Source organism: Yimella lutea, from assembly GCF_006715095.1.
GTDB classification, from domain to species: Bacteria; Actinomycetota; Actinomycetes; order Actinomycetales; family Dermatophilaceae; genus Yimella; species Yimella lutea.
In genome coordinates this window covers 2,222,607-2,247,477 of the sequence record NZ_VFMO01000001.1, presented here as the reverse complement: position 1 = coordinate 2,247,477, position 24,871 = coordinate 2,222,607, and the positions used below count along the sequence as shown (strand labels likewise).

At 67.1% G+C, this 24,871-nt stretch carries 25 protein-coding genes and 1 riboswitch; of the genes, 7 read left to right on the top strand and 18 right to left on the bottom strand.

All coding sequences use genetic code 11. The features are described 5' to 3' along the window. The first annotated feature begins 294 nt into the window (after positions 1-294). Complete coding sequence (locus tag FB459_RS10915) at positions 295-1,095, top strand: SDR family oxidoreductase (protein ID WP_129623843.1); 801 nt, start codon at positions 295-297, stop codon at positions 1,093-1,095. 19 nt (positions 1,096-1,114) lie between these two features. Here FB459_RS10915 and FB459_RS10910 read toward each other — a convergent pair whose 3' ends face one another. Beyond that, positions 1,115-1,897 carry a dioxygenase family protein gene (locus FB459_RS10910; protein ID WP_141928512.1) on the bottom strand — a complete coding sequence of 261 codons (783 nt, stop codon included), beginning with the start codon at positions 1,895-1,897 and terminating at the stop codon, positions 1,115-1,117. 55 nt (positions 1,898-1,952) lie between these two features. Beyond that, the gene (locus tag FB459_RS10905; RefSeq protein ID WP_141928511.1) at positions 1,953-3,338 is read right to left on the bottom strand and encodes an FAD-binding oxidoreductase; all 1,386 of its coding nucleotides are present in this window, start codon (positions 3,336-3,338) and stop codon (positions 1,953-1,955) included. Between the two features lie 76 nt (positions 3,339-3,414). On the opposite strand from FB459_RS10905, the gene FB459_RS10900 reads away from it, so the two are divergent. Beyond that, complete coding sequence (locus FB459_RS10900; protein WP_141928510.1) at positions 3,415-4,428, top strand: LLM class flavin-dependent oxidoreductase; 1,014 nt, start codon at positions 3,415-3,417, stop codon at positions 4,426-4,428. Positions 4,429-4,494: 66 nt separating this feature from the next. On the opposite strand, the gene FB459_RS10895 is transcribed toward FB459_RS10900, so the two are convergent. Further along, entirely contained in the window at positions 4,495-5,472 is a 978-nt protein-coding gene (locus tag FB459_RS10895) for a quinone oxidoreductase family protein (protein ID WP_129623847.1), read from the bottom strand. A 20-nt stretch (positions 5,473-5,492) separates the two neighbouring features. Between FB459_RS10895 and FB459_RS10890 the strand changes: the two genes are divergently transcribed. Beyond that, positions 5,493-5,717 (top strand): hypothetical protein, encoded by a 225-nt coding sequence (locus tag FB459_RS10890; RefSeq protein WP_141928509.1) that lies wholly within the window; start codon positions 5,493-5,495, stop codon positions 5,715-5,717. 1 nt (position 5,718) lies between these two features. Here the strand turns inward: FB459_RS10890 and FB459_RS10885 are convergent, their stop codons facing one another. Genes FB459_RS10885 through FB459_RS10875 form a run of 3 tightly spaced genes read right to left on the bottom strand, consistent with a single transcriptional unit; the run spans position 5,719 to position 7,332 of the window. Next, a complete protein-coding gene (locus FB459_RS10885) occupies positions 5,719-6,339 on the bottom strand; it encodes an L-threonylcarbamoyladenylate synthase (protein ID WP_129623848.1) in 621 nt (206 codons plus the stop codon). Between the two features lie 9 nt (positions 6,340-6,348). Next, entirely contained in the window at positions 6,349-6,891 is a 543-nt protein-coding gene (locus FB459_RS10880; RefSeq protein ID WP_129623849.1) for a DUF1697 domain-containing protein, read from the bottom strand. A gap of 6 nt (positions 6,892-6,897) precedes the next feature. Then, positions 6,898-7,332 (bottom strand): OsmC family protein, encoded by a 435-nt coding sequence (locus FB459_RS10875; RefSeq protein WP_129623850.1) that lies wholly within the window; start codon positions 7,330-7,332, stop codon positions 6,898-6,900. Between the two features lie 30 nt (positions 7,333-7,362). On the opposite strand from FB459_RS10875, the gene FB459_RS10870 reads away from it, so the two are divergent. Next, positions 7,363-7,971 carry a histidine phosphatase family protein gene (locus tag FB459_RS10870; RefSeq protein WP_129623851.1) on the top strand — a complete coding sequence of 203 codons (609 nt, stop codon included), beginning with the start codon at positions 7,363-7,365 and terminating at the stop codon, positions 7,969-7,971. A gap of 105 nt (positions 7,972-8,076) precedes the next feature. Here the strand turns inward: FB459_RS10870 and FB459_RS10865 are convergent, their stop codons facing one another. Further along, a complete protein-coding gene (locus tag FB459_RS10865; RefSeq protein ID WP_141928508.1) occupies positions 8,077-9,558 on the bottom strand; it encodes a glutamate-cysteine ligase family protein in 1,482 nt (493 codons plus the stop codon). Positions 9,559-9,738: 180 nt separating this feature from the next. Between FB459_RS10865 and FB459_RS10860 the strand changes: the two genes are divergently transcribed. The 3 genes from FB459_RS10860 to FB459_RS10850 are packed head-to-tail and all read left to right on the top strand — an operon-like array spanning position 9,739 to position 15,180. After that, positions 9,739-10,893, top strand: coding sequence for an exonuclease SbcCD subunit D (locus tag FB459_RS10860; RefSeq protein ID WP_141928507.1), 1,155 nt, complete (start codon positions 9,739-9,741; stop codon positions 10,891-10,893). Further along, entirely contained in the window at positions 10,890-13,943 is a 3,054-nt protein-coding gene (locus FB459_RS10855) for an AAA family ATPase (protein WP_141928506.1), read from the top strand. Before FB459_RS10860 ends, FB459_RS10855 begins: the two co-directional genes overlap by 4 nt. A 22-nt stretch (positions 13,944-13,965) precedes the next feature. Next, positions 13,966-15,180 carry a pyridoxal phosphate-dependent aminotransferase gene (locus tag FB459_RS10850; protein ID WP_141928505.1) on the top strand — a complete coding sequence of 405 codons (1,215 nt, stop codon included), beginning with the start codon at positions 13,966-13,968 and terminating at the stop codon, positions 15,178-15,180. A 209-nt stretch (positions 15,181-15,389) separates the two neighbouring features. Here FB459_RS10850 and gcvP read toward each other — a convergent pair whose 3' ends face one another. From gcvP to fdhD, 11 genes are all read right to left on the bottom strand, one after another. Beyond that, entirely contained in the window at positions 15,390-18,269 is a 2,880-nt protein-coding gene (gene gcvP, locus FB459_RS10845; RefSeq protein ID WP_246092410.1) for an aminomethyl-transferring glycine dehydrogenase, read from the bottom strand. Positions 18,270-18,334: 65 nt separating this feature from the next. After that, positions 18,335-18,430, bottom strand: a riboswitch (glycine riboswitch). Between the two features lie 83 nt (positions 18,431-18,513). Continuing rightward, the gene (locus FB459_RS10840) at positions 18,514-19,095 is read right to left on the bottom strand and encodes a MerR family transcriptional regulator (RefSeq protein WP_141928504.1); all 582 of its coding nucleotides are present in this window, start codon (positions 19,093-19,095) and stop codon (positions 18,514-18,516) included. A gap of 148 nt (positions 19,096-19,243) precedes the next feature. Continuing rightward, positions 19,244-19,747: a bifunctional nuclease family protein gene (locus FB459_RS10835; protein WP_141928503.1), complete on the bottom strand. Its 504-nt coding sequence runs from the start codon at positions 19,745-19,747 to the stop codon at positions 19,244-19,246. A gap of 10 nt (positions 19,748-19,757) precedes the next feature. Next, positions 19,758-20,444, bottom strand: coding sequence for a transcriptional regulator FtsR (ftsR, locus tag FB459_RS10830; protein WP_141928502.1), 687 nt, complete (start codon positions 20,442-20,444; stop codon positions 19,758-19,760). 7 nt (positions 20,445-20,451) lie between these two features. After that, on the bottom strand, positions 20,452-20,907 hold the full coding sequence (locus FB459_RS10825; protein ID WP_129623859.1) for an FHA domain-containing protein: 456 nt from the start codon (positions 20,905-20,907) through the stop codon (positions 20,452-20,454). Positions 20,908-20,938: 31 nt separating this feature from the next. Beyond that, positions 20,939-21,328, bottom strand: coding sequence for a glycine cleavage system protein GcvH (gcvH, locus tag FB459_RS10820; protein WP_129623860.1), 390 nt, complete (start codon positions 21,326-21,328; stop codon positions 20,939-20,941). A gap of 28 nt (positions 21,329-21,356) precedes the next feature. Beyond that, positions 21,357-22,133: a DUF881 domain-containing protein gene (locus tag FB459_RS10815; RefSeq protein WP_129623861.1), complete on the bottom strand. Its 777-nt coding sequence runs from the start codon at positions 22,131-22,133 to the stop codon at positions 21,357-21,359. Beyond that, positions 22,130-22,462 carry a small basic family protein gene (locus FB459_RS10810; RefSeq protein WP_141928501.1) on the bottom strand — a complete coding sequence of 111 codons (333 nt, stop codon included), beginning with the start codon at positions 22,460-22,462 and terminating at the stop codon, positions 22,130-22,132. Before FB459_RS10810 ends, FB459_RS10815 begins: the two co-directional genes overlap by 4 nt. Continuing rightward, positions 22,459-23,352, bottom strand: coding sequence for a DUF881 domain-containing protein (locus FB459_RS10805; protein ID WP_141928500.1), 894 nt, complete (start codon positions 23,350-23,352; stop codon positions 22,459-22,461). Before FB459_RS10805 ends, FB459_RS10810 begins: the two co-directional genes overlap by 4 nt. Next, the gene (clsA, locus tag FB459_RS10800) at positions 23,349-23,945 is read right to left on the bottom strand and encodes a cardiolipin synthase ClsA (RefSeq protein ID WP_211345179.1); all 597 of its coding nucleotides are present in this window, start codon (positions 23,943-23,945) and stop codon (positions 23,349-23,351) included. The genes FB459_RS10805 and clsA overlap by 4 nt, the downstream gene beginning before the upstream one ends. A gap of 36 nt (positions 23,946-23,981) precedes the next feature. Beyond that, positions 23,982-24,818 carry a formate dehydrogenase accessory sulfurtransferase FdhD gene (gene fdhD, locus FB459_RS10795; RefSeq protein WP_129623865.1) on the bottom strand — a complete coding sequence of 279 codons (837 nt, stop codon included), beginning with the start codon at positions 24,816-24,818 and terminating at the stop codon, positions 23,982-23,984. Positions 24,819-24,871 lie beyond the last annotated feature (53 nt).

The following is a 24,871-nucleotide window of genomic DNA, read 5'->3' as shown; positions in this document are numbered from 1 at the left end:
GCAGCGGACACCCTCGGCGAGGTCGACCTTCGGACCGAACCCGATCGCCTGTTCCAGCAACTGCACGTCGGGGCAAGGTCGCACCACCGAGCCCAGATCCGGCCGGCCAGCGCGTCTGACCGGGTAGCGGCTTACGCTCTCCGGAGGCGCCCAATTTGCCCAAGTGTTCAATACAAGTGCTCGCGTTACCCTGACGGCAGTCTGATTCGGCGGGACTGCTGCGCATCGCCAGGACTGATGAGCTTGAATCAGGACTCGACCACTGCACCATCGACGACAACCCCAGGAGATCTCGTGGACATCGACGGCAAGGTGGCGATCGTCACCGGAGCGGGCGCAGGCATCGGCGCCGCACTCGGACGAGCGCTGGTGGGAGGCGGTGCACGGGTCGTGCTCGCCGACCTGTCCCCCACCGTGCAGGACGTCGCAGAAGAATTGGGCGACAGCGCAGTTGCCGTCACCGGTGATGTGGCCGATCCCGGTGTGATCGACGAGTTGATCGGCGTGGCCGACGACCGCTTCGGCGACGTCCACCTCTACTTCGCGAATGCCGGCGTGATCGGCGCCAGCGGACTCGAGGTCACCGAGCAGCAGTGGGACCACAGCTTCGAGGTCAACACCCGCGCTCATATCCGGGCGGCACAGCGCCTGGTCCCCCGCTGGGTGGAGGCCGGATCCGGCTACTTCGTCAGCACGGCCTCCGCGGCAGGCCTGCTCACCCAGATCGGATCGGCCACCTACACCGTCACCAAACACGCTGCAGTCGCTTACGCGGAATGGCTCAGCATCACCTTCGGCGATCAGGGCGTCGGAGTCAGCTGCCTGTGCCCCATGGGAGTCGAGACCGCGATCCTGTACGCCGGTCGCGACAGTGGCGACCGGCTCGGAATGGCGGCCACCAACGCCGTGCTGTCGGCGGGAGGCGTGCTGACGCCCGACACGGTTGCGCAGGAGGTGCTGGAAGCCGTTGCGGCGCAGCAATTCCTGATCCTGCCGCACGCCCAGGTGCTTGAGATGATGCGACAGAAGACGTCGGATCACGAGCGCTGGCTGCGCGGAATGCGTCGTTACCAGGCGTCCTTGCTCGCCGACTGACCGCAGCGCAGACCTCGGCTCAGGCGAAACTCCACGATCGTTTGCTGAGTCCGTACCAGAACCCGTCGATCTCACTGCTCCCGCTGACCGCACCATCGACGGAGCCCGCGCCGAGGGCGACGAACAGTGGTGCCCAGTGCTCCGAGCGCGGGTGCGCCTCACGGGCCGCGGGCGCCTTGGACTCCCAGTCGAGGATGGCGTCGACGTCCCCGGCGCCCACGCGCTCGGCCGCCCAGTGGTCGAACTCGCGAGATGGCGTCGGGGCAGGGGCGTCCGCCGGTTCGGACGGGTGGAACCACCCCAGGTTGTGGGTGGTGAACCCGGAGCCGACGATGAGAGTGCCTTCGTCGCGCAGTGTCGACAGCTTGCGGCCGAAGTCGAACAGGCTGCGTGGGTCGAGCGTCGGCAGGGAGACCTGCAGAACCGGCACCTCGGCGTCGGGGTACATCTCGACCATCGGCACGTAGGCACCGTGATCGAGTCCGCGATCCTGGTCCTGGAAGACGGGACCGAGATCGGCGACATTGCGGGCCACCGAGGCGGCGAGTTCGTCCGCGGCCGGCGGTTGGTAGGTCACCTCGTAGTACTTCGGGTCGAAGCCCCAGAAGTCGTAGGTCAGTGGTGCACCGGTGGTCGAAGACACCGTGATCGGGCTGTTCTCCCAGTGCGCCGAGACGATCAGCACGTTGCGTGGGGTGGGCAGCCTCGTGGACCACGCGGACAGCTCGCTCGCCCATGTGCGGTCGTCGGCGAGCGGCGGCGCACCATGGGACAGATAGATCACCGGCATACGTTCGCTCATGGATGCAGCGTAGGCAGTTTTTGTTGATCTATCAACTACTACACCGCAGAGCCGTTCAGTACCCGGCGCCGGGATTGAGCAGGCCCTGCGGATCCCAGACCTTCCGGATCGCGTGTTGCAGACCCATCACGTCCTCACCGAGCTGGCGCGACAGCAACGGCTGCTTGAGCCGCCCGACTCCGTGCTCGCCGGTGATCGTTCCTCCGAGCGAGAGCGCCAACTCCATGATCTGGGTGAAAGCCGTTGCAGCGCGCCGCTTTTCATCCTCGTTCGACGCGTCGTACACGATGACCGGATGGGTGTTGCCGTCACCCGCGTGAGCCACCACAGCGATCAGCAAATCGTGCTCTGCCGCGATGTCGGCCACTCCCCCGACGAGTTCGGGCAGCAGCGGCACCGGTGCTCCGACGTCCTCCAGCATGTAGGCACCGAGCCGTTCGAGGGCCGGGAACACAGCGCGTCGTGCTTCGACGAACATCGCGCCCTCGTCCGGGTCGTCGGTCTCGAAGATCTCGGTCGCGGACGCTTCTTCGCACGCCGCGCGCGCGGCCGCGAGTTCGAGGGCGCGCGACTCGCCGGCGGCGTCCGACTGGATGAGCAGCATCGCGCCGGCCGCACGGTCGAGGCCCATCGCTCGGTGGTCCTCGACCGCGTTGATCGACGCGTTGTCGATGAGTTCGACCATCGAAGGACGACTGGTCGCGCAGGTGGTTACCACCGCTCGAGCCGCGTCCGTCAGCGTCTCGAAGATGGCGACCAACGTCGCAGGTTCGGGCAGTTTCGGCACCAGGCGACACAACACCTCGGTGACGATGCCGAGGGTGCCCTCGCTGCCGACCAGCAACTTGATCAGCGGCAGACCGGCGACGTCCTTCAGTCGCGGGCCGCCGAGGGTGATGAGCCGACCGTCGGCCAGCACCACCTGCAGACCCAGCACGTAGTCGACGGTGACCCCGTACTTCACGCAGCACAGGCCGCCGGCATTGGTCGCGACGTTGCCGCCGATGGTGGAGATCTGGAAGGACGACGGGTCCGGCGGGTACCACAGACCGTGTTCGGCAGCGGCTTGCTTGACGGATGCGTTCAGCGCTCCCGCCTGCGCGCGTGCGGTTCGGGTGGCCGGATCGACCTCGATCGCGGTCATCCGTTCGAGGCAGAGCACGATGCTGCCGGCCTGGGCACTCGCACCACCGGACAAGCCGGAGCCGGCGCCGCGCGGAATCACGAATACTCCGTGCCGCGTGGCCCATCGCATCGTCGCCTGCACCTGTTCGACGTTCCGAGGCAGCACAACCGCCAACGGCAACACCGCGTCCGGGTCACGGGCCCAGTCGTAACGGTAGGCCTCGCGCTGCTCGTCGCTGGTGCGCACCACGTCTGCGCCCAGTTCATCGGTCAGTTCCTGGACCACACCGGCCTGCGCTTCTCGGCTCGCGCTCATCGTGACCTCCTGGATTCGATTCCGCCCTCACCCTAGGACGCGGAACAACCTCGCCCGTGGAGTGGTTTGACCAACCGTGAACCCAGTTATCCCGCTCTCGGTCCTCGAACTCGTCCCGGTCAGCGAAGGAATGGCGCGCTCGACCGCCTTCGACCACACGCGCACCCTCGCGGCCGATGTGGATCGCCTCGGTTACAAGCGCCTCTGGGTGGCCGAGCATCACGGGAGTACGACCTTCATGGCGTCCGCGAGTTCGGTGGTGCTGGCCGACCTGGCACACCACACCGAACGCATCCGCCTGGGCAGCGGCGGGGTCATGCTGCCCAACCACGCACCCCTGATGGTCGCCGAGTACTACGGCACCCTCGCCACCTTGTACGGCGACCGTTTCGATCTCGGCATCGGACGCGCCCCCGGCACCGACCCGATGACCGCTGCCGCCCTGCGGCGCGGCGAACCGGACCTGAACTCGTTCGCATCGGACGTCGTCGCGATCATCGATCTGCTGGGCGAGCCGCGGTCGCTGCCCGGCGGCGTCCGAGCGATCCCCGGCGAGGGCACGAACGTCCCGGTGTGGATGCTCGGGTCGTCCACCGGCGGCGCACAGGTGGCGGCCGCACTCGGGCTGCCCTACTCGTTCGCCTCCCACTTCGCACCGCAGCAAATCCGGGAGGCGCTGCAGGTGTACCGCGAGCACTTCCAGGCCGACGTGCGCACAGCACAGGTGGACCGGCCGACGGTGATGGCGGGGGCGAACGTGATCATCGCCGACACCCAGGCCGAGGCGGAGCGGCTGTTCACCACCTCGCAGCAGATGCGCGTCCACCTGCGCACCGGACAACTCGGCCCGCTGCTGCCGCCGGTCGACGACCTCTCGACGGTCATCCCGGAGGCAGCACTGCAGTTCGCCGGGCGACCCGACGAGCGCGCGACCTTCGTCGGGACGGCGCAGACCGTCCACGACCGGTTGAGCGAGTTCGTCGAGGAGCACTCCCTCGACGAGGTCATCGTGACGACGTACACCTTCGACCCGCAGCACCGTCGCGAGTCCTACGACGCGCTTGCGCAGGTCTGGGGTCTGCCCGGCTGATCGAGACACGGTGACTCGCCGGCGAGTTGTGTCGTCGGATCCCGGTAAGGGATCCGGCGCCGCACGTCAGGGAGTCAGGATCACCTTGCCGGTCGTTCGGCGGCCCTCGAGAGCCTCATAAGCCGCTGCCGCTCGGTCGATCGGGTAACTCGCCCCGATCTCCAGACGCAACGAGCCGTCGGCCAACCCACCGAGCACTTCGCGTGCACGCCAGAGCAATTCGTCGCGGTCGAGCAGGTAGTCACGCAGCGTGGGGCGGGTGACGAACAGCGACCCTCCACTGTTGAGGCGCTGCAGGTCGAACGGCGGCACCTGTCCGCTCGCTCCGCCGAAGAGCACCATCATCCCGCGTGGACGCAGGCTGGCCAGGGACGCGTCGAAGGTCGTCTCGCCCACGCCGTCGTACACGACGTCGACGCCGCGCCCGGCCACCCGTCGGACCTCGTGGGCCAAGGCTTCACCTTCGAACTCGCGGTAGTTGATCGTGTGTGCGGCACCCAGATCGTGCGCGATGCGCAGTTTGTCCTCGCTGCCGGCCGTCGCAATGACGTCGGCCCCTTTGGCCCCGATCATCTGCACCAGCAGCTGACCCACGCCTCCGGCAGCGGCGTGGACGAGCGCGACCTGATCGCGCTGCACCGGCCAGGTGGAGTTGACCAGGTAATGAGCCGTCATCCCCTGCAGCATCGCCGCCGCGGCGATATCGAGACCCAGACCGTCGGGCACGGGCACCACGACAGACGCCTTCACGTTCACCAGTTCGGCTGCGCTGCCGCCGGATTGGCCCCAGGCAACTCGGTCGCCGACGGCGAAATCTGCCACGCCGTCACCGACAGCCACGACCTCGCCGGCAGCCTCCTCGCCCAGGACGAACGGGGTGTCACCGGCGTAGACGCCCTGCCGCTTGTAGACGTCGATGAAGTTGACTCCGATGGCGGCCACCTGCACCTGGATCTCGTCCGGCCCGGGCGGTACGACATCGACGTCCTGCACTGCGAGAACGGATCGGTCGCCGTGTTCGGTCACCATGAGTGCGCGCGTCATGTGTTCACTCTATGGCCGCGATGCCGACGAATCCTTCCCCGGAGTCGGAAGGCTGGTCATACTGGCCGACAGCCGTCTCGGTGCCGATGAGGTTGTCGCGCAGCGGTGTTCCGAACGGCTTCATGCTCTCGGCAGAAAAGGGCAAGGAGCGACTGCTGCTCGAACTCGCCTACGAGATCGAACAAGCGCGACCCTTCCTGCGCATCCAGGACGCGGCGCCGGTCTCCGCCGACGCCGGCCGCTGAGTCACTCGAAGGGCGTGGGATCGCCGGCACCGACCCGGACGATCTCGGGGTAGCCGGACGCGAAGTCCACGACGGTGGTCGGTTCGGTGCCGCACTCCCCGCTGTCGATGACGGCGTCCACCTCGTGATCGAGGCGATCCTTGATCGACCAGCCGTCGACCATCGGTTCGTCCTCACCGGGTAGCAACAGGGTGCTGGTCAGCAGCGGTTCGCCGAGGGCGCTGAGCAACGAGTGCACCACCGGGTGACTCGGAATGCGCACCCCGACGGTCTTCTTCTTGGCGTGCATGAACCTTCGCGGCACCTCGGAGGTGGCCGGCAGGATGAAGGTGTACTGGCCCGGCGTCGCGGCCTTCAGCGCACGGAACACCTTGTTGTCGATGATCACGAACTGGCCGAGCTGTGCGAAGTCGTGACACATCAGCGTGAAGTGGTGCTTGTCGTCCAGCTGCCGGATGCGCATGATCCGATCCTTCGCGTCGGCATTGCCGAGCATCGCACCGAGCGCGAAGCAGGAGTCTGTCGGATATGCGATCAGGCCGCCGTCGCGCAGGATGTCGACCGCCTGATTGATGCTGCGCGGCTGCGGGTCGACCGGGTGGACGTCGTAATAGCGGGCCATGCCGCAAATTTACGCCGGGTCGCCCCACTTGGCGGCCAGGGCGCGAACGACCTTCAGGTCGCGGGTGGTCGCCGGCCCGACCAGCTTCTCGATACGCGCATTGGAGATCTTCGCCTGGTGCGCAGATTTCGCCAACCACCAATGGATTTCGTCACCGTCGACCATCAGTCGCTCGCCGTCGACCTCCCAGCCGCCGATCGTCCGCGCGGTATCGGACGACGGCGTCTCGACGCAGAACGTCACATAGCGACTCTGCACACCGCCGATGGGATCGGGCAATGCATCGGCGTAGGCAGCGATCCTGCTCAGTCGATCCGGTGTTCGGAGCACCACCGGGACAGGGAAGCCGAACTCGTCCTCGATCAGGCGCTCGAGCGTGGCGACGATCTTCGCGCGGCTGCGCATGGCCGTCCTGAACCGGATGTTTCCTGACTGGATGTGGGTTTCGACGTCATCGAAACCGTTGTCGGACAGCAGCTTTCGCAGCTGCTCCATCTTCACCCAACGCGGCGCGACGTTCACCGCTCGCAGGAACGCGATGTGGACCGCCATCGAGGCTCAGCGGCCCTCGGCGATGTCCATCGTCACCGGTGCGCCGAGCTGAACGGTCCGGCTGACCGTGCAGAGACGGTCGTGCGACTGCTGCACCGAATCGGGCAGCACCTTGCGAGCGGCATCGCCTGCCTCGCCCTCGGGGAACGTGACCTCGAACCGCACCGTGATCGGCCCCATGTGGTTGTGCTGTTCGTCGCGCAGCTTCTCCCCCGACGCCGTCACCTCGAAGGTGTCGGGTTCGCTGCGACGGCTGGTGAAGATGTCGACGTCGATGGCCGAGCAACCGGCGATCGAGGCCAACAGAAGCTCGACCGGCGTGAACTGGTCGTCACCGCCGCTGCCGAAGTCGAGGATGCCGCCGCGGGCGTTGGTCGCGCGGAACTTGCCGGCGGACGTCCGGACGATGGAGACCGAGCGCATGGCGTCGTTGTTCGTCATGCTGCCAAGCCTGCCACTAGCGTGGCGGCCATGAGCCAACCGGTGGAGCACAGCCTCGTCCTGATCCGACACGGCCAGACCGAGTGGTCCCGCACCGGCCAGCACACCGGCACCACCGACATGCCGCTGTTGCCCGACGGCGAAGCGGACGCCCGCCGGATGGCCGACTTCCTGGCCGACATGAACTTCGTCGGCGCGTTCAGTTCACCGATGCAACGGGCCGTCCGGACGGCGGAACTGGCCGGTCTGCGCGATGTCGAGATCGCGCCCGAACTTCGTGAATGGGACTACGGCGGCTACGAAGGCATGACCACGCCGCAGATCCGCGAGCAGGTCGGTGATCCGACGTGGGAGGTCTTCAAGGACGGTGTCGTCCCGGGCAAGACTCCCGGCGAGTCCGTGTGGGACGTCGCCGCCCGTGTCTCCCACGTCCTGGCGAAGGTGACGCCGATGATCGACGAAGGCAACGTTGCGCTGGTCGCCCACGGTCACTCGTTGCGCATCCTGGCATCGGTGTTCCTGCAGATGAGTCCCCGCTTCGGCGCCCGTCTGCTGCTGGGTGCCGGCTCGATCTCGATGCTCGGCTTCCACCACGGTCAGCCGACCATCCAGGTGTGGAACCACCAGATCAAGGACTGATCAGGCCACCGCAATCCGTGCACCCTGCGGTGATCGGCGCACCTTGGGACGTGCGCCGATCACGAGAGACCGCGCGGATCCTGGGCCGGCTGCGCCGTCCGATTCTCAGGGCAGCTGCCAGGTGTGCACGGGCTCGTTCGCGCTCATGCCGACCAGGTAACGCTCCATCATGGCGACCAGTGCGTCGTGTCGCGACAGTCCTTGTTCCTCGAGCTTGTTCACGCAGGCGATCTGCCAGGTCGCCCCGTTGACGCCGGCGCGGCAGCGGTCCTCGACGACACCGAGGTAACGGTCGCGCACCGCCTGCGAGACCCCCCACTTCTCCAGACCCTCGTGTGCGAGCGGCAGCAGATGGCGCAGGATCAGTTCGTCCGCAGCGACTTCGCCGAAGCCCGGCCAGTAGACCTTCGCGTCGATGCCTCGGCGAGCGCATTGCGAGAAGTTCTCGTTAGCTGCCGCGAAGCTCATCCGGGTCCACACCGGACGCTCGTCCTCCGCCAATATACGCACCACGCCGTAGTAGAAGGCAGAATTGGCGATGGTGTCGACGATGGTCGGCCCGGCCGGCAGCACGCGGTTCTCGACCCGCAGGTGGGGGCGCCCGCCGACGATGTCGTAGATCGGGCGGTTCCAACGGTAGACCGTGCCGTTGTGCAGGCGCAGTTCGGACAGGTCGGGAGCTTCCCCCTTTTCGAAGAGTGCGACCGGGTCCTCGTCGCTGCACTCGGGCAACAGCGCCGGGAAGTACCGGACGTTCTCCTCGAACAGGTCGAAGATCGAGGTGATCCACCGCTCGCCGAACCAGACGCGGGGACGAACACCCTGATTCTTGAGCTCGACACTGCGGGTGTCGGTCGCCTGCTTGAACAGCGGGATGCGTGTCTCGTGCCACAGCTGCTTGCCGAAGAAGAACGGTGAGTTCGCGCCGAGCGCGAGCTGGACGCCCGAAACGGCCTGTGCCGCATTCCAATACGCGGCGAACTGCAGCGGCTTCACCTGCAGGTGCAACTGCACGGAGGTACACGCCGACTCCGGCGCGATCGAATCGGCGTAGGTCGCCAGGCGCTCGCCGGTGGGGCCCTCGATGTCGATGAAGAGATCCTCGCCGCGCGCGTTGAAGATCGCCTCGTTCAGGGCTGCGTACCGGGTGTTCGCGCTCATCCACTCGGTGTGGAAGTGGTCGGGCATGATCGTCGGCAGGATGCCGATCGTGACGATGCGGGCGCCGGCTTCCTCGGCCAGACCGGCGGCGCGGTTGAGGCTGGCCCGGAGGTCCTGCTCGAGCTTGAGAGCTTCCTCGCCCGGCATCGGACGCGGGCTCACGTTGAGCTCGATGTTGTATTGGCCGAGTTCGGTCTGGTAGTCGGCGTCGTGGATCTTCTCCAGCACCGCCGCATTGTTCATCGTCGGCTGCATCTGGCCGTCGACGAGGTTCATCTCGATCTCCATGCCGGTCAGTTGTCGGTCGAACTCGAAGCCACGGGTGTGCAGCATGCGTTCGAAGACGTCGAGATCCTGACGGACTTTCTCGCGGTAACGCTGTCGTTCTTCGCGGGTGTAACTCGTACCTGCGATGTCGGATCCCATGACCCACCCCTTCGTCGAATGCTGCGCCCAAAACTAACCACAGGAGGCACTACCCGTAGGGCTGTTCGCCCGCTGGACTTCGCAGGAATATTCAGGCGACGGACGTCCGCTTGCCCGGCAACCGGACCCCGACCCGTGTTGGTCGGTGAGGTTGTCGGTGGTGCCACCTAATCTCGCACCATGCGCTTGCTCCACACCTCCGACTGGCACCTGGGCCGGTCCTTCCATGGGGTCGGGCTGCTCGATGCCCAGCGCGCATTTCTGCAGCACCTGGTCGAGGTCGTTCGGTCCGAGCGCGTCGACGCACTGCTGGTGTCGGGCGACATCTACGACCGTGCTCTCCCCTCTCCCGACACAGTCGCCGTACTGGACGATGCGCTGGTCGCCCTGTCGGAGGCCGGCACCAGCGTGATCCTGTCCAGCGGCAATCACGACTCCGCCCGGCGGCTCGGTTTCGGTGCCCGGCTGCTGTCCCGCGTCGGGTTGCACATCGTCACCGATCTGTCGCAGATCGGTTCACCCATCGTGGTGGGCGACACCGCGATCCACGCCCTCCCCTACCTCGAACCTGCTGTTGCGGCCGAGGCGCTCGGTGCCACCGAGCGCACCCACGCGGGAGTGATGCGAGCGGCGCTGTCCCGCGTCCGCGAACACCCGGGGGCCGCACGCACGGTCGTGATGGCCCATTCCTTCGTCGCGGGCGCGACGACCAGCGACTCCGAGCGTGATGTGTCGGTCGGCGGGCTCGGAGTCGTCCCCGTCGAGGTCTTCGACGACATCGACTACGTGGCGCTGGGACACTTGCACCGGCCGCAGGTGCTGCGCGACAACGTCCGTTACAGCGGGTCGCCGATGCCGTTCTCGTTCAGCGAGGCCGGCCACCCGAAGTCGTCCACGCTGGTCGACCTCGACGCCGGCACCTACGAACAGATCCCCACGCCGGTGTTCCGCGGCCTGGCCCGCTTGCGGGGCGAACTCGAAGAACTCCTCGACGACCCGTCGTTGGATCATGCGCAGGACGCCTGGTGCGAGGTCACACTGACCGACGCGCTGCAGCCGGTCGCCGCCATGGAGCGAATCCGTGGCCGTTTCCCGCATACGTTGTCGCTGCATTTCGACAGACCGGTGCGGGCGGACTCCGGCCAGTCCTACGTCCAACGCCTGCACGCCAAGGCCGACGTCGAGGTCTGCTGCGACTTCGTCGAGCACGTCCGTTCCACCCCGGTGGACGAGGCCGAGCAGGCGCTGCTGCAGGAAGGTCTCGGCGCGATCCGGGTCGCTCGCGCCGGCAAGGACGACGAAGGTGTCGCCGACCGGCGAGCGGGTGTGGCGTGAAACTGCACCTCCTCGAGCTGCGGGCGTTCGGTCCGTTCGGCGACACCGAGACAATCGACTTCGATGCCCTCGGGGCGCACGGGTTGTTCCTCATGCACGGTCCGACCGGAAGCGGCAAGACGAGCGTGCTGGATGCCATCAGTTTCGCGATCTTCTCCACCGTCCCCGGAGCACGTCGCTCGCAGGCCGAGCGGCTGGCCAGCGACCACGCCCGTCCCGGCGTCACACCGGAGGTGGCACTGGAGTTCACCGTGGCCGGCCGCCGCCTGCGCGTCACGCGCTCCCCGCGCTATTTCGCGGTGAAGAAGCGCGGCACCGGCCGAGTCCAACGACCGGCGAAGGTGCTGCTGCAGGAACGCACCGGCACCGGGTGGAGCACGTTGAGTACGCGCGCCGACGAGGTTGCAGAAGTGCTCGACGAACTCATCGGCCTCGGCGCGCAACAGTTCGCTCAGGTCGTGCTGTTGCCGCAGGGTGAGTTCGCGGCGTTCCTTCGGGCGAAGGCCGACGACCGCGCCGATCTGCTGCGCAAGCTGTTCGACATCTCCCGATTCAGTGACCTCGAGCAGTGGCTCGTCGACACCCGCCGCTCCGTACGCGCGGCCATCGACGCGAAGGACGCGCAGATTCGCACGGCGGTCGTGCGGGCCGAGGAGTCGCTCGTCGACCTTGCCCCGCAGATCGAACAATGGCGTGAGTTGTCCGTCTGCGCGCTGCCGACGGTCATCGAGTCGACGCGGGAGCACACCTCCGAGCGCCTCACCCACGCGCTCGCGGCCACCGATGCCACCAGCGCCGCGCTCGAGAACGCGACACAGCAGGTCGATCAAGAGACCACACTCGCCCGTTTGCAGCAGCAGGGCGCACGGGCCGGGCAGGTGTGGCAGGCCTGGGAGGAGGGTGCTGACCAACGGGCTGCGCTGCAGCAGCGCCTGGATCGACACGTGTGCGCGACGCGCGTGCAGGGGGCGATCCGCGCACTCGAGCGTGCCCGCGTCCGTGAGCAGCAGGCGCAAACCGCCCTCGCGCGGGTCACCGGCGAACTCGCCGAACTCACCACTGCCCCCGAGCAACTACGTGTGAGCGTCGCCCAGGCCGAGCCCGCCCTGGCACAGGCGGCCGAGGCAGCACGCATCCTCGACCGCGCCGAACGCACGCTGCCCGCGGTCGTCACGACGCTGAATGCCGCCGAGGCGGCCAAGGAAACTGTTCGCACCGCGCAGCGCCAGGTTGCCGAACGACTCCAAGTACTGGCGACCACGGCCCTCGCAGCCGGCCAGACGATCGACACCGTTGCCGATCTCGAACGCCGTGAACTCGTCCTCGCCGAGTGGCAGCAGGCTCGCGACCGAGTCGCGTCGGCGACGAAGATCCTGAGTGCCGCGCAGCGGTCCCTGGAGGCAGCTCGCACCGTATTCCTGGACGCGGAACGCGCTGCCGTCGACCTACGGGTACGACGCCTCGCCGGATTTGCCGGCGAACTCGCAGAAGGCCTGGTGACCGGTGACCCGTGTCCTGTCTGCGGCTCCTGCGAACACCCCGCACCCGCGTCGTCCGCTTCGATCGTGCGCCAGGACGACATCGACCGTGCCGAAGCCGAGGCCGCGACCCGCCGCAAGGAGTACGACGAAGCCGGCCGTCGGGCTGCGGCTGCCCGGGGCACGACCGAGACATCGCAGAGCGCGCTCGAACTGATCCAGGTGCGCTGGTGCGAACTCGCCGCCGAAACCCTCGATGAATCGACCGCGGCCACGATCCGCGCCGAGGTGCAGCGCCGACGCTCGTCGGTCGACCGGGCCGAGGCGGTGCTCGCCTCATGCGAACAGCAGAAGGTGGACCTCACCCACCGCGCCGAACAACTGCAGCACGAGGAGAAGCAGGCCGACGAGTCAGCCATCCGCGCGACCACCGAACGCGACTCGTTGCAGACCCAGGCCGCCGACGCCCGCACTCGTCGCGACGATTGCCTCGCCACCCACGACGAGCTGTGTCCCTGCCGTGCGACCTCGGAGCACGACGACGAGCGCGTCGAGTCGATCGTCCTGGTCCACAAGGCATTGTCCTCGAAACTTCAGCAGTGGGCCGAACTGTCCCGGCAGGCCGAGGACGCAGGCTCGACCGCCGAGGACTGCTCGCAGGAGCTGAACCGTCAACTGGACGATGAAGGTTTCTTAGACGCCGCAGAAGCCGTAACGGCGCGGATTGCCGCTCCGGAGGAAGCCGAACTACGTCGTCAGCTGGAACACGCCCACAACCTGGCCCAGCAAGCACGTGGCGTGCTCGATCAGCCCGAGGTCCAAGAGGCGATGGCGCAGACGCCGGCAGATCCCGCGGCCGCTGCAGCGCGACGCCGGGCCGCCCTCGAGGAGAACAAGAAGGCGCAATCGGTCTTCGAGTACGCCAAGCGGGCGACGGGCAGTCTCGAGCGGCTCGGCGAGGACGTCCGACAGCATCTCGCGCAGTCCGAGGCCGACCGAGAACGACTTCCGGCCCTTGACCGGCTCGCCGACCTGGTCTCCGGCGCGGGCGACAACGCGCTGCACATGCGGTTGTCGGCCTACGTGCTGGCCGCACGCCTCGAACACGTCACCACACTGGCCAATCACCAGCTCACGATCATGTCCGGTGGCCGCTACCAACTCGAACACACCGACGCGAAAGCCAAGGGCGGCGCCCGCAGTGGTCTCGGCCTGCAGGTGCTCGACTCCTGGACCGGCACCTCCCGGGACACCGCATCACTGTCCGGCGGCGAGACGTTCATGGTGTCCCTCGCCCTGGCGCTCGCGCTCGGCCAGGCCGTCCTGCACGAGGCCGGTGGCCGACCGCTGCAGACACTGCTCGTCGACGAAGGATTCGGCAGCCTTGACGACGAGTCGCTCGAGCTGGTGATGCAGGTGCTCGACGAGTTGCGATCGGGCGGTCGCACGGTGGGCATCGTCAGTCACGTGAGCGAGTTGCGAACGCGGGTGCCGGCGCAGATCCGCGTGCACAAGACCGAGCAGGGCTCACGGGTCGAGGTGCTTGTCGGCGATGCGGGCTCAGCCGCCTGACCCGCTGTGGAAAGCTGACCGCATGCGCACCGTTCGCCAGTCCCGCAAGCTCCAGGGAGTTCGCTACGACGTCCGTGGCCCGATCCTCGTCGAGGCTCAGCGTCTCGAAGCCGAGGGTCACCGCATCCTGAAGCTCAACATCGGCAACACTGCCCCGTTCGGTTTCGAGGCGCCGGAGGCGATCGTCGCCGACATGGTGCAGTCACTCCCCGATGCGCAGGGGTACAGCGACTCGCGCGGCATCTACAGCGCACGCACCGCCGTCGCGCAGTACTACCAGTCGCGCGGCTTCCGCGACGCGGTCGTCGACGACGTGTTCATCGGCAACGGCGTCTCCGAGCTGATCAACATGGTGCTGCAGACATTCATCGATGACGGCAACGAGATCCTCGTCCCGGCACCCGACTACCCGCTGTGGACCGGAGCGGTCACCCTCTGCGGCGGCGTGCCGGTGCACTACCGGTGCGACGAGGAGAACGGCTGGAATCCCGACCTTGAGGACATCGAGTCGAAGATCACCGACAACACCCACGCCTTGGTGATCATCAACCCGAACAACCCGACGGGCGCCGTCTACTCCCCCGACATCGTCAAGGGACTCATCGACATCGCGCGCCGCCACGATCTGGTGGTCATGGCCGACGAGATCTACGAGAAGATCATCTTCGACGACGCCCAGCACCACCATGCCGCGACGTACGCGGGCGACGACGTCCTGTGCCTGACCTTCAGCGGACTGTCGAAGGCCTACCGAGTCTGTGGCTACCGGGCCGGCTGGGTCTACATCACCGGCCCCAAGCACCTGGCCACCGACTTCCTCGAAGGCCTCACCTTGCTCGCCAACATGCGCATGTGCGCAAACGTCCCCGCGCAGCACGCGATCCAGACGGCGCTCGGCGGCTACCAGTCGGTCAACGAACTGATCGTGCCCGGCGGACGTTTCTACGAGCAGTCGAAGCTGGCCTCCCGGTTGCTGAACGAGATCCCGGGCGTGAGCTGCGTCGAACCCGAAGGCGCTCTGTACTGCTTCCCGCGCCTCGACCCGGACGTGTACCCGATCAAGGACGACGAACAGTTCGTGATCGACCTGTTGCGCGCGAAAAAGATCCTGGTCACCCATGGCACCGGATTCAACTGGTTCGAGCCCGACCACTTCCGCCTGGTCACCTTGCCCGACGTCGAAGTGCTGACCGAGGCGATCGGCCGGATCGACGAGTTCCTGGCAACGATGCGCTGACCGCCGGTGCAGGCGACATGGCGAAGGGCGCCGGCACACGTCTGTTCCGGCGCCCTTCGCGTTTCGTCACGAGCCCGAGGGGGGAGCCGCGCTCGTCGTTGAAGTGCTCGACGAAGCTGCGGGTGCCGAGTCGGCCGTACTCGGGGGGACAACAAATGGCGGGTCACAACATTTCGCTGCGACCCGCCACCGGCTGTGCTATGCGCTGATCAGTCCTCGTACGCCTCCGGCGCCGGGCAGGAACAGATCAGGTTGCGGTCACCGTAGGCACCGTCGATACGACGGACCGGAGCCCAGTACTTGCGCATCGGGTCGACACCTTCGGGGTAGGCGGCGTCCTTGCGCGAGTACTTGTAGTCCCATTCGCCGGCGAGGCTGATGGCCGTGTGCGGCGCGTTGCGCAGCACACTGTCCTCGGCGGCGATCGTGCCGTCCATGACGTCCTGGATCTCGCCTCGGATCGCGATCATCGCATCACAGAACCGGTCGAGTTCGAATTTGCTCTCGGACTCGGTCGGCTCGACCATCAGCGTGCCCGCGACCGGGAACGACATCGTCGGCGCGTGGAAGCCGTAGTCGATCAGTCGCTTGGCGACGTCGTCGACGGTGATGCCGGAGTCCTTCGTGAGGCCACGCAGATCCAGGATGCACTCGTGCGCGACGAGGTCGCCCTCGCCGGTGTAGAGCACCGGGTAGTGCTCGTTCAGTCGGCTCGCGACGTAGTTCGCGTTGACGACCGCCGCGTTGGTGGCGTCGGTCAGACCGGCCCCACCCATCAACCGGACGTAGGCCCACGAGATCGGCAGGATGGACGCCGACCCGAACGGTGCAGCCGAGATCGGACCCACACCGGTGTCGGGTCCGGCGTGCGAGGACAGTGGGTGGTTGGGCAGGTACGGCGCGAGGTGTGAGCGCACCGCGACCGGACCGACGCCCGGGCCGCCACCACCGTGCGGGATGCAGAAGGTCTTGTGCAGGTTCAGGTGGGAGACATCGCCGCCGAACACACCCGGTTGCGCGAGACCGACGAGCGCATTGAGGTTGGCGCCGTCCACGTAGACCTGACCACCCGCCTCGTGCACAAGGTCACACAGTTCGGTGATGGTGTCCTCGTACACGCCGTGTGTCGAGGGGTAGGTCACCATGATCGCGGCGAGGTTCTCGCCGTGCTGCTTGAGCTTCATCTTCAGATCGTCCATGTCGACCTCACCCGTCGGTGCGGTCTTGACGACGACGACCTTCAGCCCGGCCATCGCGGCGGATGCGGCATTGGTGCCGTGCGCGGACGCCGGGATCAGGCAGACATTGCGATGCCCGTTGCCGTTGGCCTCGTGATAGGCGTGGATCGCCAGCAGACCGGCGAACTCACCCTGCGATCCGGCGTTTGGCTGCAGCGACACCGAGTCGTACCCGGTGATGGCACACAGCCACTGCTCCAGCTCGTCGATGAGTTCACGGATGCCCTCGGTCTGCTCGGCCGGCGCGAACGGGTGCAGGTTCGCGAACTCCGGCCAGGTGACCGCCTCCATCTCGGTGGTGGCGTTGAGCTTCATGGTGCACGAACCGAGCGGGATCATCCCGCGGTCGAGCGCGTAGTCGCGATCGGCGAGCCCACGCAAGTAGCGCAGCATCTCGGTCTCGCTGTGGTGAGTGTTGAACACCGGGTGCTCAAGGAACTCCGACTCGCGCACTAGGCTCTTGGCCCATGTCGGCTCACCATCGGCGGGCACTGGCGCATTCACGCCGAAAGCTGCTGCGACAGCAGCGAGTTCGGGCTCGGTGGTGGTCTCGTCGACGCTGACGCTCACGTGGTCGGCATCGACCCGCCACACGTTGATACCGCGCTCACGGGCTGCCTCGACGACACCGTCGGCGCTGCCGTTCACCACCGCGGTGACGGTGTCGAAGAAGCTGTCGGCGACCAGTTCCACGCCCCCGGCACGCAGCGCCGCGGCCAGACCGACGGCCTTGCCGTGCACGGAGCGCGCGATGCGGCGCAGCCCGTCCGGGCCGTGGTAGACGGCGTACATCGACGCCATCACGGCGAGCAGTACCTGTGCGGTGCAGATGTTGCTGGTCGCCTTCTCGCGGCGGATGTGCTGTTCGCGGGTCTGCAGCGCAAGACGGAAGGCCTGGGCGCCGTCGGCGTCGACAGAGACTCCGACCAGGCGTCCAGGCAGATTGCGTTCGAGACCTTCGCGCACGCTCATGTAACCGGCGTGCGGGCCACCGAACCCCATGGGCACACCGAAGCGCTGGCTCGTGCCGACAGCGATGTCGGCGCCCCACTCCCCCGGCGACTTCAGCAAGGTGAGCGCGAGCAGGTCGGCCGCAGCGGTCACGAGCGCACCGGCGTCGTGCGCGGCGCAGGCCACGTTGCTCCAGTCGACGATCTCGCCGTTCGCGGACGGGTACTGGACGACGACGCCGAACACCTTGCGGCCACCGGCGAACTCTTCGAGGTCCTTCGCGGACGTGACCTTGCGCAGGTCGGCGATGACGACGTCGATGCCGACAGCGTCGGCTCTGGTCTCGGTCACCGCGATGGACTGCGGCAGCACCTGTGCGTCGATGAGCAGAACGGAGTCGTCCTTGGCGCGGGTGGCTCGGTGCATCAGCGCCATCGCCTCGGCGACGGCCGTGCCCTCGTCCAACAGGCTGGCGGACGACGTGGTCAGGCCCGTCAGGTCGGCCACGACGGTCTGGAAGTTGAGCAGCGCCTCCAGCCGTCCCTGGGAGATCTCGGGCTGGTAGGGCGTGTACGCGGTGTACCAGGCCGGGTTCTCCAGGATGTTGCGGCGGATGACGCCCGGCGTGTGCGTGCCGTAGTAACCCAGACCGATCATCGAGGTGAGCACGCGGTTGCGGCTCGCCTTCTCGCGGAGTTCGGCGATGACCGCCGCCTCGCTGGTGGCGGCCTCGACCGCCAGCGCGTCCGAGGTGCGGATCGTCTGCGGGATCGCCTTGTCGACCAGAGCCTCCACGTCGGCGTACCCGATGGCCTGCAACATCTCTTCCAGCTCCTCCTGCGAGGGACCGATGTGGCGACCGACGAAATCCGGCGTCGAACTCGACATGCTGTGCGTCATGCTCTTCCTTCGGGGCGAGGTACGGGTTCGCCTCCCCATCTGTCGGCGCTTGCCTTCAGATTCGCCTCGTCCGGGCGGTCCGGTGGCCTGAGAGGTTCTGGGGAGAATTGCACCTTCGGCGCCACCACCACTGCGGCGGGGGACTCTCCCGCCCGGTGTCGTGAGCTGGGCAACAAAATAGCACCGGGCGCTCGAGGCGCCCGGTGCTGGTTGCTGTTGTTCGACGTGTCCGGCGAGGGGGTCCTCAGACCGCCGCGCGGCGTTCGCGACGTCCGCGCAGCTCGTCACCGGGATGGTCGGCGATCGTCTCGGCGTCGGGACGCTCGGACGGCAACTCGGACAGCGAGCCTTCGACCTCGCGCCAGACCGAGCCCAGCGCGATACCGAAGACGCCCTGGCCGCCGCGCATCAGGTCGATGACCTGGTCGTCGGAGGTGCACTCGTAGACGCTCGCACCATCGGACATCAAGGTGATAGTGGCCAGGTCGTCGACACCGTGGTCGCGCAGTGCGGCGACGGCAATACGGATCTGCTGCAGGGACACACCGGTGTCGAGCAACCGCTTGACGACCTTGAGCACCAGGATGTCGCGAAAGCTGTAGAGCCGGTGGTTGCCCGATCCGGACGGGTTGCGCACCGACGGCTCGACCAAGCCGGTGCGGGCCCAGTAGTCGAGTTGGCGGTAGGTGACGCCGGCCGCGCGGCAGGCTGCGGGACCGCGGTAGCCCAGCTGCTCGTCGTCCGGCAGGTCGATGCCGTCGACGACGGGAGCTTCCAGCGGAGCCGGAGCCCGGGAGCCTTCGGGCTGCACATCTGCGCGTGCCATGGCTACCTCTTCCTCGTGAATGTCAACTGCACGCCTGCGCGTGCCTGGGATTGAAGGTACGACCGACCCCCACGAGCGTCAACGAAGTCGCTCGGCGTGTCGCGGGTGAACTCCAGGTCGGTCGAAACCTTCAACATGTAGTTCATAGTTAATCCTTGCCGCCCTCGGGCCCGCCGGATTCCTCGCCGTCGTCCTCGAAGTCCTCGGCCGAGACGTTGTCGAGGAACTCGCGGAACTTCTCGACCTCGTCCTCTTCCTCGAATTCCATTGCGACGCCGATCTCCTCGAGGATGGAGTCGTCGACGTAGACGGGGGCTTCGGCTCGCAGTGCGAGCGCGATGGCGTCCGAGCTACGGGCGTCGATGCGGCGGCCGTCGGCCAGGACGAGTTCGGCGTAGAAGACGCCTTCGTCCATCGAGGTGATGTCGACGTGCCCCAGGCGGGCGCCCAACGTCTCCATCACACTGAGCAGCAGGTCATGCGTGAGCGGGCGCGGCGGTTCCACACCCTCCATGACATGAGCGATCGCCGCAGCTTCGGGCGCACCGATCCAGATCGGAACGCACCGGTTGCCGTCGGCCTCGCGCAGGATCACGATCGGCTTGTTCGTCGGCATCTCGACCCGTACGCCCATCACCTCGACCTGTTTCACGAGGTCAACGCTACCCCTGCAAGCCTGCTCGGACGAGAGCAAGGTGCAACGCGAGACATTCGCGCACGACCTCGGCGGGCTGAGTGTCGCCCGGGCCGAAGGTCAATTGCTGCACGAGAGAGAGTTCGCGGTCGGCCGCCAACCGGAAGGGACGCAGGTGACGTGCATCGATGCCGTGCGCCAGCAGGGCGGACGCGGCACGCGCGATCTGCAGACCGTTCGCGTCGTAGTAGCCGTCTGCGTCGGGCTTCAGGAGGCCGAAGTCGGCCAGCCCGTTCAGCGCCTTGTGGTCGAGTGCGGTGGCAGAGCACACCTCGTCCGCGGACAGGCGTAGGTCGTGCGCCTGTCCCCCGACCAGGTCGGCGACGCTCGGCACAGAGGAGTCATCCTGGACAGCCGGAACCGACGGGCGACCTTCGACCGGCGCGGGCTCCAGTCCGCGGTCGAAGGCATCCAGGGCTTCCCTGATGACCTTCAACGGCCAGAAACGGTCGCGCTGACACCGCAGCACGAAGCGCAGTCGCTCGACGTCTCGCTGGGTGTAGCGCCGGTACCCGCTGCCCGCACGCTGCGGGCTGACTACGCCCTGTGCGTCCAGAAAGCGCACTTTCGAGAGGGACAGATCGGGGAACTCGTCCTGCAACTGCTTCAGGACCGCACCGATCGACAGTGCCGGCTGCTGGGCGGGGTCGGTCACGACCCGTTCACGCGCCGGTGGGCGCGCCGAAGTAGACGAACCGGAACTTGCCGATCTGCACCTCGTCGCCACTGCGCAGCTCGGCTGCGTCGGTGATGTCGCCGTTGACGTAGGTGCCGTTGAGCGACCCCACGTCGACCACGCTGTAGCCGTGCTCACCGCGACGGAACACCGCGTGGCGGCGAGACACGGTGACGTCGTCGAGAAAGATGTCGCTGTCGGTGTGGCGTCCGCTGCCGACCTCTTCGTCGTCGAGCAGGAAACGCGCGCCGGCGTTGGGGCCACGCATCGCGATCAGCAAAGCGGTGCCCGGGCGCAGCGCATCGACCATCGCCTGGTCGGACTGCGAAAGACGCAACTCGCCGACGAACTCAGCCGGCACGACAGCGTCGCCGCCGACGGTGAAGCGCGCGGTGGCGTCACCGGCCGGCTGGCCGTTGCCTGGGTACTGCTGATCGTTCATCCTCGAAGCCTAATCGATCGAAGGAATGTGCTCAGTTGAGCGACGATTTGTACGCCTCGACGTCCTGCAGGTCGTTCACGGACGAAGCGTCGGCGAGCCTCAGCTCGTACATCCAGCCCTCACCGTACGGGTCGGAGTTGACCAGCTCCGGCGTGGCGTCCAACTGCTCGTTGACCGCCGTGACCTCACCCTCGACCGGGGCGTACAGATCGCTCACCGACTTCGTCGACTCGACCTCGCCGCACGAGTCACCTGCGGTGACGGTGTCGCCGACACCCGGCAGGCTCACGTAGACGACGTCGCCCAGTGCGTCCTGTGCGAAAGCGGTGATGCCGATGCGCACGACGCCGTTGCCCTGGTCCTTCACCCACTCGTGGTCGCTGGTGTAACGCAGGTCGGCGGGGTACTCGAGGTCGCTCATCATGCTCCTTGTGGACAGCGCACTGGGTTTACTCGGATGTTTCCGGCTGAGCGTATCCAGGCTCGCTCGCGGGCCGCAATGCGGTCACCGCAATTGACGTCTTCCTCTGCACTGTGGCGGGAATTCCCAACTGCCGCAACGTCTCCAGGACACCTCCGGGGATCGCCAACGCGGTGGACACGGTGTGCGGATCGCCGATGGCGCGCACGACGTACGGGGCCGCGATCGTCTTGCCGTCGACGATCAGCTGACCCTCCATCGACAGCCCGAACCAGGTGCTCGCGACCACGCGGACGTCGTTGATCTGGATCGCCTCCGCGCCGGCGTCGCGCAGCTCCTGGACGGTGTCGAGGATGTTGTTGGGCTGGATCCGGCGTTCGGAGTCGGGGATCCTCATCTCGATGCCCGGCCCCGTGGCGGGAACCGTGCCGGCCAGGATGCCCAGAGCCGCGAGGCGGTCCTCGGCGGCCTTGATCGCGGCCGCGTCGCCGCCACCGGCCCGCAGCGAGTCGCGAGTGCGGGTCAACCGGTTGATCTCCGTGCCGAGCTTGCCGCTCTGCTGGTTGACCCCGTCCAGGAGGGTGACGAGGTCCTCCTGGCGCAGGTTCTCCAGTCCGGACGCCCGGTACTGCTGCACCTGCGTCACCATGCCGAAACCGAGCAGGATCGCGAGCAGAGTGGCCAGCAGGTTCGCCTTCGTCAGGCGGGGACGTCCCATCCGCACCAGCCGGCCCCACCCCTGCAAGGGCTTGGTGACCGGACCTGGTGCGGTGGGTTCAGGTGTCTTGTCGGCGGGATCGCTCATGCGTGGAAGAGGTGTCGGCGGATGGAGGCGACGTTGCTGAAGATACGCAGTCCGAGGACGACCACGACGCCCGTGGACAGTTGCGAGCCGACCCCGAGCTGGTCACCGAGGAAGACGATGAACGACGCGACCAGCACGTTCGACAAGAACGACACGACGAACACCTTGTCGTCGAAGATGCCGTCGAGCACCGCACGGACTGCCCCGAAAACCGCGTCCAGCGCTGCGATGACCGCGATCGGCAGGTACGGCTGGAGCCAGAGCGGGACGTCCGGAGACAGCATGATGCCGATGACGAGACCGGCGACGAGGCCGAGTGCGGGAATCACTGGTTCTCCTTCAATGCACGTGCGTGGTTCAACGAGACCGACGGTGCCGCCGGAATCGTGATGCTCTTGTCGGTCTCGAACTTCGAGGTGATGCCGACCCCCTTGCTCAGGGTGGACAGGTAGTTGCCGCCGGCGTTCTTCTCGAAATCGGCCTTGATGCTGCCAGGGCCGATCACCGAGATCGCGTAGGGCGGCACCAGCGGCCGGAAATTGACCAGGATCGCTTGGCCGGCGAAGCGGACGGCGGTGAGTGAGGTGATCCGTTGACCGTTGATCGAGATGGCCTCCGCACCCGCCTGCCACAGGCCGTTGACCACGATCTGCAGGTCGCTGGAGGTCACGCGTCCGGTGTCGGAACCGGATGTACGCGGATCCCCTTGTGCATCCGTTCCGGCATTCTTGGCGTCGCTCACGGTCAGCACGAAGCCCGAGCCCTTGACGGCGACCGCTCCGGCGATCGCCTCGGCCTCGCGCAGGTCGTCGGTGGTGCCGGTGCGATTACCGCGCTGGAGGGCTGACTCCTGCAGCCGAGCGATATCGGCGTTGAGCGTCTTGACCGTGCCCGAGCGTTGGTCGATCAGCTTCTGGCCGGCGTTGATGCGGGTGACCAGTTCATCGTGCTGCTTCTCCGCGACGCCGAGTGGTACGCGCAGGGCCATGGCGCTGGTCGCGAGCCCGAACCCGATGAGGATCATCGTCAGGATCAGCAACGGCGAGCGATTCATCGGACGCGATTGCGCGCCCGACGCCCGCCGTTTGGCGGCCTCGGCCTCGTACGAGGGATCCAACGGATGCCGGATGACGTCGTTGATCAGGCTCATCGACGCAGCCGGGTCGCGCGGCGGCGCGGGCTCGTCGGGAGTGAGTTCGGGCAATTTGAGCTTGATCATGACCGCGCCGATTGTGGCGCATCGCGGCTGTCGCGCACCATCTGACGCACCTGGACCGCGTACATGATTCCCGCCACCCAGTACAGCGCGGTTCCCCACCAGACGAACGCCCAACCGAGCGGACGCGCCACGTCACCGACCGCGCCGGCCTGCTCCCCGAGCAGCACCAACGGGAAGGCGTAGATGAGGTTGAAGGTGGCCGATTTGCCGATGAATGACACCGGGGGCAGCGGCAGTCGGTGTCGCTGCAGGATCGGACCCAGGCACAGGATGAACAGTTCGCGTGCGAGCAGGATCCACACCAGCCACCACGGAATGATGTCGCGCATGGCGAGCGCGAGGATCGTCGCGAGGATGTAGAGCCGGTCGGCCGCCGGGTCGAGCATCTGGCCGAGCTTGGAGGTCTGACCGAGCATCCGAGCGAGTTTGCCGTCGAGGTAGTCGGTTAAGCCCGCGATCATGAGCACTGCCAGCGCCCACCAGTCGTACTCGGCGAGGATCAGCCAGAAGAACAGCGGGACGCCGAGCAGTCGCAGCAGCGACAGTGCGTTGGGCACTGTCCAGATGCGGTTGCTCACCTCGGCCGTGGTCACGCGCAGAGCCTATGCCGCCGCACCGGCGCGGCCTGCTCAGGCCTGGTGAACCGGCGAGCTCGGGATGAGCACGCGCTCCGGGTGAGAGCAGATCGTGAGTCGCTCGCCGCGGTTGAACGCGATCAGCGTCACTCCGGTCTCCGCCGCTGCGTCGATGGCCAGCTGGGAAGGCGCCGACACACAACTGAGTATGCCGACGCCGGCCATCGCGGCCTTCTGCACGATCTCGAACGAGGCTCGCGACGACACCATGAGGACGTCGTCGGTCACATCGCGATCGTTGATCAACGCCCACCCCAGCACCTTGTCGACCGCGTTGTGCCGCCCGACATCCTCGCGGACCACCACGGTCTCGCCGGCCGCAGTGAACAGTCCGGCCGCGTGGGTGCCCCCGGTCCGACCGAAGGTCTGCTGCTCCTCCGTGAGCTTCTGTGGCAGTGAACGCACCACCCGGACGTCGACCTCGCCACGGATCTCAATCGCACCGACACTGGCGGTGACCGCGTCGATGCTGGCTTTACCGCACAGTCCGCAGCCACCGTGCATCACCAGCGTCCGTTGCGCGTTGATCGGCAGCGGCCGGGGGCCTTCGGCGAGCGTCACGTCGATGACATTCATGGTGTCGGTGTCGGCGCAGTAACGGGCGACGAGGAGGTCGTCCCGGTGGTGGATCAGGCCCTCGCCGAGCAGCAGGCCGTGCACCAGTTCCATGTCGTCGCCCGGCAGTCGCATCGTCACAGTGAGGCTCGTCCCTGCGACCCGGATCTCCAGCGGCTCCTCCACGGCGACCGTCTGCGCGCGCGTCCGGGTGCTGATCTGCTCATCCGCGAAGGACACCTGTGTCATCCGTCGGCGGTCGGTACGCCGTCCCATCAGTTCTCCACATCCAGCGGGTCCGCGACGGCCGAGAGCGCAGCTCGCCTTAG